This window comes from Acidithiobacillus sp. YTS05 (assembly GCF_024396695.1).
In the GTDB taxonomy this organism is placed as follows: domain Bacteria; phylum Pseudomonadota; class Gammaproteobacteria; order Acidithiobacillales; family Acidithiobacillaceae; genus Igneacidithiobacillus; species Igneacidithiobacillus copahuensis.
Genome location: NZ_CP094359.1, coordinates 436,798 through 447,250, shown reverse-complemented (window position 1 = coordinate 447,250; position 10,453 = coordinate 436,798). Strand labels below are relative to the sequence as shown.

Sequence of the window (10,453 nt, the reverse complement as noted above, 5' to 3'; positions counted from 1 at the left end):
CGCGTAGAATACGCGTTCCCCCTTTGTGGTGGTCAACTCCTTGTTCGGACGATGGGCGTCCGGACTCTATGATCCGTAAGGAGAATGCATTGCGGCATTATGAAATCGTGTTTCTGGTCCACCCTGACCAGAGTGAGCTGGTACCCCAGATGATCGAGCGCTACCGCGGAATGATCGAGGGCGACGGCGGGCAGATTCATCGTTTGGAAGACTGGGGTCGCCGTCAGCTTGCGTATCCCATCAAAAAGGCCCATAAGGCACACTACGTTCTCATGAATGTGGAGTGCAGCGCAGCCGCCCTGGCCGAGTTGGAAGACGCCTTCCGCTTCAGTGATGCCGTATTGCGCCACCTGACCCTGGCACGCGACGAAGCCATCACCGAGGCATCGCCCCTGGCACGCGACGAAAGCGATCGCCACGAGCGCAGCAGCGATGAAGAGCGAGCAGACAGCATTCCAGCAAGCGTAGAGTAAGGAACCGAAAATGGCATTTCATAAAGACAGAGATAGAGACAGAGACAATGATGGTGATCGCCGCGGCGGCGGTGGCTTTTCGCGGCGGCGCAAGACCTGCCGCTTCAAAGCCGAAGGCGTCAAGGAAATCGACTATAAGGACCTGAAAACCTTGCAGGCTTTCGTCGGCGAAACGGGCAAGATCGTACCTAGCCGGATCACCGGCACCAGCGCCCTCTACCAGCGGCAACTGGCAACCGCCATCAAGCGCGCGCGCTTCCTGGCACTGCTGCCCTACGTCATCCGCTAAGCCGCTGGCGACAAGGACAAGATCATGAAAGTCATTTTATTGGAACGCATCAACAAACTGGGCCGCCTTGGGGATGTCGTCGAGGTTCGCCCCGGCTACGGACGCAATTTTCTGGTCCCCCAGGGCAAGGCAGTGGTCGCCACGCCCAGCAATTTGGCCGATTTTGCCGAGCGTAAGGCGCAGCTGGAAGCAGTCGAGGCCGAGCGCCTACAGGCGGCGCGGGTACGGGCCGAGGCCCTGGCAGAGACCGTTCTGCGCATTGCCCTGCAGGCGGGCGAAGACGGGCGCCTCTTTGGCTCCGTGGGTCATCATGAGGTCGCACGGATGCTCGAAGAACTGGGTCATACGGTGAACCATGGCGAGGTGCGTATGCAGGAAGGCCCCATCAAGCGCACCGGCGAATATCCGGTACGTCTGCATCTCCACCCCGAAGTCGAGATCGACATCCAGGTCGTCGTCGAACGCGCCTGATTTCGCGCGTCCAGAGGCAGAGCAATGGCGGCCCATCTGGACCCGGAAGTCAAGGCAACCCCCTACTCCCGGGAGGCCGAGCAGTCGGTCCTCGGGGGCTTGTTGATCGACCCGGAAGCTTGGGAGGCGGTCAGCGAGGCCCTTGCCGTCCACGATTTTTACGAGCGTCGTCATCAAACCATCTTCGCCGCGGCTGCGGAAATCTGTAATGCCGGCAGCGAACTCGACGCCGTCACCCTTGCTGAGCATCTCGAGGCCCGCGAGCTCCTTGCCGAGGTGGGCGGCCTCACCTACCTGATCGAACTCGCCAACGCCACCCCCAGTGCCGGCAATATCCTAGCCTACGCGCGTATCGTACGCGAACGCTCGGTCCTGCGCTCGCTGCTCCGTGCCGGCCGCGAGATCGCCGATCTGGCCTATCGCCCCGAAGGGCGGGAGGCGCGTCTGCTGCTCGACGAGGCAGAGCGCAAGATTTTTGAGCTGGCACAAGGCGAAGATCGCGGCGGCGCCCATTTTCAGCAAATCAAGGAAGTCTTGCCCGCGGTCATCGATCGGATCGAACAGATCGCCAAGGAACGCAAGCAGATCACCGGACTGCCCACCGGTTTTGTCGATCTCGACGAAAAGACCTCGGGTCTGCATCCAGGTCAGCTGGTAATCGTTGCCGGCCGCCCGAGTATGGGCAAGACGGCCTTTGCCATGAACATTGCCGAGCACGTTGCCTGTGTCGAAAAACGCGCGGTGGCGGTATTCAGCATGGAGATGCCGACGGAAGAAATCGTCCTGCGTGCCCTTTCCTCGCGCGGGCGGGTCGATCAACACCGCCTGCGCAATGGCAGTCTCAATCGCGACGACTGGCCCCGCATTGCCCAAGCCGTCGGCGAACTGAACACCGCCCCACTCTTTGCCGACGACTCGGCCGCCCTCTCTCCTGCCGAGTTGCGCTCCCGCGCCCGACGTCTCAAGCGCGAGCATGATATCGCCTTGATCGTCGTCGATTATCTGCAGCTGATGCAGGTCCCCGGACGCGGCGACAACCGGGTGGCGGAAATCTCTGAGATCAGTCGTTCACTGAAGGCACTGGCCAAGGAGCTGGGTCTGCCCATCATTGCCCTCTCCCAGCTCAACCGCAGTCTGGAGAGTCGCACCGAAAAACGTCCGCAAATGTCGGACCTGCGCGAGTCCGGTGCCATCGAACAAGACGCCGATCTGATCCTTTTCCTCTATCGCGACGAGGTGTATCACAAGGACAAGGAAGAGGTGAAGGGATTGGCCGAGGTCATCATCGGCAAACAGCGTAACGGACCCATCGGGACCGTGCGCATGAGCTTTTTTGGCGAGTATACACGCTTCGAGAACTACGCACCCCTGGATGGCGAGGCCTGATCCCGGCAGGCAAGCCGATCCTCTGCTATGCTCAAAGCACTTGTGATCAAGAAAAGTGAGTGAGTCGATGAGCACTGTGCTCATGGGCAGCGCCGATGTCGATCCGCATGCCGAGCATGGATACCTTTGCTGTCCCGACTGCGGTCTGCTGCAAAAATTGCCCCGCACCGGTATCCGCGGGCTGAACACCTACTGTGGGCGCTGTGGCGCCACCCTGGAGCGCACTCGCGGGCGCAGCATCAATGCTGCCCTGGCCATGTGCCTGAGCGCCTTGTTCCTGCTGCTGCCAATGAATCTTCTTCCGTTTCTGACGGTAGATATTTTTGGCGTTCATCACACCAGTATCGTCTACTCCGGCATTGCCGGGATTGCGGCCCAGGGCTGGCCAGTGGTTGCCGTCATCCTGGCACTGGAACTCATCATCCTGCCTTTTTTTCGCTTCGGCTTTTTGGCCACGGTCTTGCTCGGCATCTATCACGACTATCATCATCCACATCTGGGGAAGCTCTTTCGCTGGTCGGAACGCCTTGATCAATGGGCCATGCCGGATGTCTTTCTCATTGGCTGCGTCATCGGCTATGGCCGGGTCGCTCCGTTTCTGCCCATCAGTATCGGAATCGGTGGTTATTGCGTCCTTGCCGTTTCTTTTCTCACCTTGCTGACCCGTGCGAGTCTCGATCGACGCGAAATCTGGCGGCGTATTGGCCCTTGCTGCCAGCATCTCGAAGAAGGGGTGGAGTACGTCGGTTGCCCCTTTTGTGGTCTGCCGCATCCCAAGGCGGAGGCGGAGGGTCAACCTTGCCGCCGTTGTGGCGAACGGGTCTGGCGCTATCGGCCGGACACCGGGATACGCGTCCTGGCACTGACCCTTGCGGGGTTCTTCTGCTATCCCTTTGCCTATCTTTACCCCATGGAGAGCAATTACCAACTCGGCAGTCTGCAGGGCTACACCATCATGACCGGGGTGCACAAGCTGATCCAGGCGAATTTTTATGTCTTTGCGGCCATCATCTTTCTTGCGAGTGTGCTTACCCCCTTTCTGAAACTGTTTGGTCTGAGCTGGTTCCTCATCTCTATACACGGCCACTCGCAGCGCTGGCTACGTGGCAAGACCATGCTCTTCCGGGTCATTCGTCAGATCGGTCGCTGGTCCCACATCGATGTCTTTACCGTCGCCGTCTTTCTGCCCCTCATGCATCTTTCCGGCTTGCTGGCGGTGTACGTGGGAAAGGCGTTACCCTTCTTCCTTGCCGTTGTCGTAATCACCATGTTTGCCACCGAGATCTTCGATCCCCGCCTACTCTGGCAAAAGGTCGATGAACAACAGGAACAAGATGAGTCAGTCTTCGTCAACACCGCAAGCGCAGAATCGTAAACCCCGCTGGCCAGGTCTGATCTGGGCAGTGCCGGTCGCCGCACTGGCGATTGTCGGTTGGCTCGCCTTGCGGAGTTATCTCGACCAAGGGCCGACGGTTACCGTGGAGTTTCCCACCACCGGCGGGATCAAGGCCGATCACACCTCGGTGAAATTTCGCGGAGTGACGGTTGGTCAGGTCACCGGTACCCGACTGGCGAAGTCCTTGGAACAAATGTCCGTCACCATCCGCTTCGACCCCTACATGGCCGGACATCTGGGCAAGGGGACGCGCTACTGGATTGCCGGCAAGGAAGTCAGTTTCAGCGATCTGAGTTCCCTCAAATCCCTCATTGCCGGGCCCTATATTGGCGTGGATCCGCATCCCGGCGCGACGGTGCACAAGGTGGTGGGACTGCGCCAGGAGCCGGTACTCAAAAGTGAGCCGAAAGGTCTGACGCTCATTCTGCAAAGCGATCATTTCAATATCGTACAGCGCGCGGCTCCCATTTTTTATCAAGGGATGCAGATTGGTGAGGTGCGCGGCAAGGCACAGGCTCCGGATGGTGACGGCTTCCGTATTTACGCCTTCATCTCGCAAAAATATCTGCATCTGATCAACGCCCGCAGTCGTTTCTGGAACTCGGGCAACGTTCGCTTCACTCTCCTTGGCAAAGACCCTGGCCTGCATCTACCGCCCAGCAACGCCATTCTCTCTGGGGCCGTCTCGGTATTCACACCAGAGTCAGGAAAACCGGCTACGGAAAACATGCAATTCCATCTCTATCCCAGCGCGCAGGCAGCGCGCTGGGCACCGCGCAGCAATGCCGTGTTCTACCAGCTGGTACTGCCGGGAGGACCACAGGGTCTGGCGAGCGGAGCTGCTGTGCACCTGGAAGGAGCTCGGGTGGGCACAGTTACCGCCGTCGACATGCACTACGATCCGCAGCGCAAGGCCCTGCAGACCGATGTGCAATTGGCGCTCGAACCGCAGCGCATTCCTCTGGCCAACGCCCAATGGGATGAACGCAATCCACGCCCCCAGATGGACGCGATGCTGCGCGCTCTGATCGCTCAGGGACTGCGCGCCGAAATGCAGCAGAACCCGCCTCTCGTAGGCAATCCGGAGATTTCCCTGGTCATGCTTCAGCACCCCAAAGCGGCGACTCTGGCTGCTGGCAATCCACCTCAGATTCCTTTTGTGGAAGGAGGAAGTCTCGCTGGAACGCTGGCTCAGGTCGATGGCATCCTGCGGGAAATCCATGCACTGCCCCTACCGGAGATTGCCAAGAATCTGCAAATCACGACGCAGCGGATCGCTGCCCTCAGCCAATCGGAAAAAACGCAGGAGACGCTCCGCCATCTTGCTGCGGCAACGCAGCACCTGAATGCCATTCTCGCATCCGGCCAAAAGCAGTTACCGGAAACACTGCAGCATCTGCGTGCCGCGAGTGCGCAGGCAGAGCAGGCCTTGCAGGCGGCACACGGTCTATTGGCAGCTGAGGGCAGCGCCGGTAATGCACCGGAATCCAGTACCCTGCCGCGCACGCTATATGAACTCAGCCGCGCCGCCGCCTCGCTGCGTTCCCTGACTGACTATCTCGATAGCCACCCCAATGCCCTATTGATCGGGAAATGACCATGGCCTGGATCCGTATCTGTTTTCTTCTGGTTTTCACCCTGCTCCTCAGTGCCTGCGCCAGCACCCCAACACAGTATCTGAGTCTGAACGCGCAGGGTTCGCCCCTACCCACTCAGCCACTGACAGAGAAGCACCGCCTGTTGATCGTCGATCACGTACAGATGCCCGCCAGTATCGATCGCCTCTATCTTACCCGCCGCAGCGGCGACAATGGCATGGAGGTGTCCGGGCATGTGCGCTGGATCGCGCCGCTGGGCGGCATGACGCAGCGCGTGTTGACGGAGGATCTGCGTCGGCGCCTACCCGATCTTACCGTGCTGCTTGCCGGTTCCCCGGTACCCAGTAACACGCGACCCATCCATCTGCAGGTGCAGGTACAGGAATTTCTCCCGACGAGCAACGGCAGCGTGCTGCTCGATGCCGATTACTTCCTGCTCGATGCCGCTGGCCATGTCGAATATGCTGGACATTTTCACCAGCGCATCGCTGCTGACTCGACTGCAACGGCGCAGGCACAGGCCATGAGTCACTGTATTGCGGCATTGGCGCAGGAGATTGCGCGACAGCTCTCGGCGGTACAGCGCGCGCCTACCCATTAGCACAACATGGCGAGTCAGTTACGCGAGGGCCCACTGGCCACAACGGAGGCCGTCAAGCTCCAGGGCGGGGAGTGTCAATACCAGTTGCGTCCGTTACGCATCAGCGATGCGGCGGCTGTACGACAGATCTGTTGCGACACCGGCTTTCTGGGAGAGCCGATCGAGCCACTCTGCGGTGACCGTGAACTTTTCGCGGCGCTCATGGTTAATCCGTACCTGGAGTACGCCCTGGACTGGGGCCTGGTCGCCGAGCAGAACGGACAGATCATTGCTTATCTCCTGGGTGCACCACCAGATTTCGACGCTTCGGTCTTTCGCGTGGCCGCCCAGGCAACCCTGAAGATGCTCGGGCGAGCGGCCGCCGGAAGCTATCGTGCGCAGCCACAAACCCTGCATTTTCTCAACTGGCTACTGTTCCGCAGCTATCGCGAGCGGCCATTGCGGCCCACCCATGCCGCGCACATGCACTTCAATGTGCAAAGTCCCGAGCGGGGACACTTTCTGGGTCTGCATCTCTGGCAACAATTTGAAGCGCTACTTCGCGCGCGTGGCGTTCCGCACTACTATGGAGAACTCTTTTCCTGGCCAGGACATCGCCCCGAGCGTCCCTACCGACGCTATGGTCTGCAAGTCTACGATCGCGTGCCGAGTAGTCTTTTCGACTATGCGAGCGAACTGGAAGTGGAGAATATCTGCGTGTACAAGCGCATGGATTGAGATGAACGTCAATCTGCGTTTCTGGCTGGTTCTCCTCCTCGCAATCGCCATCTCCCTGGTACCGATCTGGTATTTCATGAATGGCCAGGCCATCCATCTGATCAGCGAAATCCGTCCGCAACTACTGCTGGGACTGACGGCACTGATGCTTTTGAGCTGGCTGGCCGAGGCGCTGCGCCTGCAGCTGATCTGTGCCGGCGTTGCGCTGCGCATTCCGCTGCGCAGTGCCCTGCCGCTGGTCATGGCTGCCGAATTTGCCGGGGCGGCAACGCCCGCCGCCTCAGGCATGGGGGCCGCCTACCTCGTCTTTCTCTACCGGCGTGGCCTGAACGTTGGTACGGCAGCAGCAGTTCTGCTCGCCATCGCCATCACCGATCTCCTCTTCATGATTGCCATCTTTCTTTTTTCCCTACTGTACCTCCTCTTTTTCCAGAACTCTTTGCCTGACGTGCGCATCATTCTCTGGCTGGCGTTGATCACCTTTGGCACTGCCGCTCTCTTGTTTGCGATCTGGCATTTCGAGCGTCGACGTATCATTCGCGGCATCGATCGAAGGTTTCTTCGCTTCTCCTGGTATCAACGCTACCGCCAACGCATTGCATTGTTCTTTTCGCGCTTTCTGAAGTCGCTGGAACTGCTGCGCGCACTTCCCTGGCGCCAACGAGGTAAAATTTTTCTCAGTGCGGCCGGCTACTGGACACCGCGCTATCTGGTCCTCTGGGCATTGATGCAGTATGTCGGCGGACACGTGAGTGTACCCTACATCATCGTCAGTCAGACCTTGCTCAACCTGACCTCGCAGCTCAGTTTTCTGCCTGGTGGCGCGGGCAGTGTCGGTGCCGCCTACGGCCTGCTCTTCGGCACCAGCCTGTCCCAGACCGACATTGCTTTCAGTCTCCTCGGTTGGCGTCTATTCACCTATTACTGGTATCTCTTCATCGGCATGCCGTGGTTTTTTTATGAATGGGGCTGGGGCAAAGATCACCCTGGCAAACATCAGCGGAAAAGCGCTTAACTCCCAAGACGGGCAGGGTTCCCCCTTGCTATCATTGCCACATGAGTCGCCCCAACCAAGTGGAAATCTCTGCCTCGGCCCTTGCCCACAATCTGGCGGTGGCGCGTCGCGCCGCGCCCCACGCGCGGGTAATGGGCGCCATCAAGGCCAATGCCTACGGCCACGGCGCAGCATTGGTCGCCACGCTTCTGGCGGAGGCCGGGATTGACGCTTTTGCCTTGGCCAGCATCGAAGAGGCGGAGGAACTCCAGAGCTTGCAGCTCCGCCCCCGTTGCACCGCCCTGGCCGGCCCTTTCTCCGCAGGAGAGATTCCCTTGGCTGCGGCGCATGGGCACCGCTTGGTATTACAGAATTTCGCCCAAGTGGCCTGGCTGCGGGAGAGCCGCTGGCAGGAGCCACTGGAGGTCTTTGTCAAATTCGACAGCGGTATGCACCGGCTCGGCTTTTCCCATGACGAGTTGGCGCAAGTGTTTGCCCAATTGCGCGCTGGTGTCGGTGGACCCCTGCGGATTCTCGGTCTGCTGAGCCATCTGGCCCGCGCCGATACCCCGGAAGACCCCTACAATGCCGAGCAGATCCGTGCCTTTCACGAGGCTTGCACGACCTTCGGCCCGCATACCGCCGGAGAGCACTCGCTGCCCAACTCGGCGGCCATCCTCGCCCTGCCGGGGGCGATCACTCCCTGGATACGACCGGGCCTGCTGCTCTATGGCCTGAGCCCCCTCCACGCGCGCAGCGCCGCCGACCTTGATCTGCGGCCGGCATTGCGCTGGCAGAGCGAGATCATCGCCGTTCGTAGGCTGCGCGCCGGGGACTGGCTCGGCTACGGTGCCAGCTGGCAAAGCCCGCGTGATTGCCGCGTGGGAGTGATTGCCTGCGGCTATGGCGACGGGCTAGATCGCCGCCTGGGATTGCAGGAGGCCCCGGTGCGGGTGAAGGGCCAGCCGAGTCATCTGCTCGGGCGGATCAGCATGGATCTCGCGTTCGTCGCGCTGGATGGCATAGCGGCCGACATTGGTGATCCGGTGCAGATCTTGGGGGGGCCCGAGCTGCCTCTGGAGGACTGCGCCGAACAGCTCGGTACCATCTCTTACGAAATCGGCACCCGCATCGCCCAGCGGGTACCCAGGCTGCGTGTGCCGTGAGTCGCGAGCGGAGTCTCTACGTCTGCCAGGCCTGCGGCGCCAGCAGCCCCAAGTGGATGGGTCGCTGTGGGGAATGCGGCGCCTGGAACAGCCTGGTGGAAGAGCGGCCAGCGGCGACTCCCAAAGGTAACCGCGGCAGCAGTGCCTATGCGGTGGCCAGCCCACCGCAGCGTCTAGCGGCGGTACCCGTTGCCACCATCCGCCGGCAGGGTACCGGCTTGCAGGAACTCGACCGCGTCCTGGGCGGGGGCATCGTGCCAGGGGCGGCAATCCTCCTCGGGGGAGAACCCGGCATCGGCAAATCGACCTTGTTGTTGCAGAGCGCCGCCGGCATGGCGCAAAACGACTCCGTACTCTATGTCACCGGCGAAGAATCGGCGGCGCAATTGGCCCTCCGTGCCCAGCGTCTGGGAATTGGCGATCTCGCCATCGAGGTCCTGGCGGAGAACCACCTGGAAAGCATCGAAGCCCAGCTTGCTCAGCAACGTCCGCAGGTATTGCTGATCGACTCCATTCAGACCCTATTTACTGAAAATCTCCAATCCGCACCGGGTTCTGTCGCCCAGGTGCGCGAATGTGCGGCGCGCCTGGTGCGTCTGGCGAAAACCCAGGACATCAGCCTGTGGATGGTGGGGCACGTGACCAAGGAGGGGGCGATTGCCGGTCCTCGGGTATTGGAACACATGGTCGATACGGTGCTGTATTTTGAGGGGGAAGCCGGCAGCCCCTATCGTATCGTACGCGCGATCAAGAATCGCTTTGGCGCCGCCAATGAGCTCGGCGTCTTTGAGATGCAGGAAAAGGGCCTGGAGGAAATCAGCAACCCCTCGCGTCTGTTTCTGAGTCAGCACCAGCGGCCGGTTCCCGGCAGCATCGTCCTGCCCACTCAGGAAGGCAGCCGTAGCCTGCTGGTGGAGGTACAGGCGCTGGTCACCCCCAGCCCTCTGGCAAACCCCCGCCGGGTCGCTCTGGGTCTCGATCCCAATCGTCTGTCTCTGCTGTTGGCCATTCTCCATCGGCATGGCGGAAGTTTCTTGTTTGACCAGGATGTCTTCGTCAACATCGCCGGGGGGGTGCGCGTACTGGAACCGGCCGCCGATCTGGCCGTTGCCCTGGCGGTCCTTAGTGCCTTTCGCAACGAACCGGTAGCGGAAGGTTTGGTGGCCTTTGGCGAACTGGGTCTGGCGGGGGAATTGCGTCCGGTAGCCAACGCCGAGAGTCGCCTGCGCGAGAGCGAAAAACTCGGATTTCATCACGCCATCCTGCCCCAGGGAAAGACACCCCCCAGTGCCATTCGCCTGCATCCCGCCCGCTCCCTGGCCGACGCGGTACAGTCGGCCTTTGGACACTAGACAGTGGGCC

At 60.7% G+C, this 10,453-nt stretch carries 11 protein-coding genes; all 11 read left to right on the top strand.

Annotation, left to right across the window (positions count from 1 at the left end):
• Positions 1-89 precede the first annotated feature (89 nt).
• The 11 genes from rpsF to radA all read left to right on the top strand — a co-directional run bounded on the left by rpsF (position 90) and on the right by radA (position 10,443).
• Positions 90-473: a 30S ribosomal protein S6 gene (gene rpsF / locus MQE22_RS02125; RefSeq protein ID WP_215871554.1), complete on the top strand. Its 384-nt coding sequence runs from the start codon at positions 90-92 to the stop codon at positions 471-473.
• Between the two features lie 10 nt (positions 474-483).
• Complete coding sequence (gene rpsR, locus MQE22_RS02120; protein WP_215871555.1) at positions 484-762, top strand: 30S ribosomal protein S18; 279 nt, start codon at positions 484-486, stop codon at positions 760-762.
• 24 nt (positions 763-786) lie between these two features.
• Positions 787-1,233, top strand: a complete 447-nt coding sequence (rplI, locus tag MQE22_RS02115) for a 50S ribosomal protein L9 (protein WP_215871556.1) — start codon at positions 787-789, stop codon at positions 1,231-1,233.
• Between the two features lie 24 nt (positions 1,234-1,257).
• Positions 1,258-2,619 (top strand): replicative DNA helicase, encoded by a 1,362-nt coding sequence (gene dnaB / locus MQE22_RS02110; RefSeq protein WP_215871557.1) that lies wholly within the window; start codon positions 1,258-1,260, stop codon positions 2,617-2,619.
• A 67-nt stretch (positions 2,620-2,686) separates the two neighbouring features.
• Positions 2,687-3,994, top strand: a complete 1,308-nt coding sequence (locus MQE22_RS02105; RefSeq protein ID WP_215871558.1) for a paraquat-inducible protein A — start codon at positions 2,687-2,689, stop codon at positions 3,992-3,994.
• Positions 3,954-5,612 (top strand): PqiB family protein, encoded by a 1,659-nt coding sequence (locus tag MQE22_RS02100; protein WP_215871559.1) that lies wholly within the window; start codon positions 3,954-3,956, stop codon positions 5,610-5,612. The genes MQE22_RS02105 and MQE22_RS02100 overlap by 41 nt, the downstream gene beginning before the upstream one ends.
• A gap of 2 nt (positions 5,613-5,614) precedes the next feature.
• A complete protein-coding gene (locus tag MQE22_RS02095) occupies positions 5,615-6,214 on the top strand; it encodes a PqiC family protein (RefSeq protein WP_215871560.1) in 600 nt (199 codons plus the stop codon).
• A 6-nt stretch (positions 6,215-6,220) separates the two neighbouring features.
• On the top strand, positions 6,221-6,931 hold the full coding sequence (locus MQE22_RS02090) for a hypothetical protein (protein ID WP_215871561.1): 711 nt from the start codon (positions 6,221-6,223) through the stop codon (positions 6,929-6,931).
• Position 6,932: 1 nt separating this feature from the next.
• Positions 6,933-7,946 (top strand): lysylphosphatidylglycerol synthase transmembrane domain-containing protein, encoded by a 1,014-nt coding sequence (locus MQE22_RS02085; protein WP_215871562.1) that lies wholly within the window; start codon positions 6,933-6,935, stop codon positions 7,944-7,946.
• Between the two features lie 41 nt (positions 7,947-7,987).
• Positions 7,988-9,091 (top strand): alanine racemase, encoded by a 1,104-nt coding sequence (gene alr, locus MQE22_RS02080; RefSeq protein ID WP_215871563.1) that lies wholly within the window; start codon positions 7,988-7,990, stop codon positions 9,089-9,091.
• On the top strand, positions 9,088-10,443 hold the full coding sequence (gene radA, locus MQE22_RS02075; RefSeq protein ID WP_215871564.1) for a DNA repair protein RadA: 1,356 nt from the start codon (positions 9,088-9,090) through the stop codon (positions 10,441-10,443). Before alr ends, radA begins: the two co-directional genes overlap by 4 nt.
• Positions 10,444-10,453: the final 10 nt, after the last annotated feature.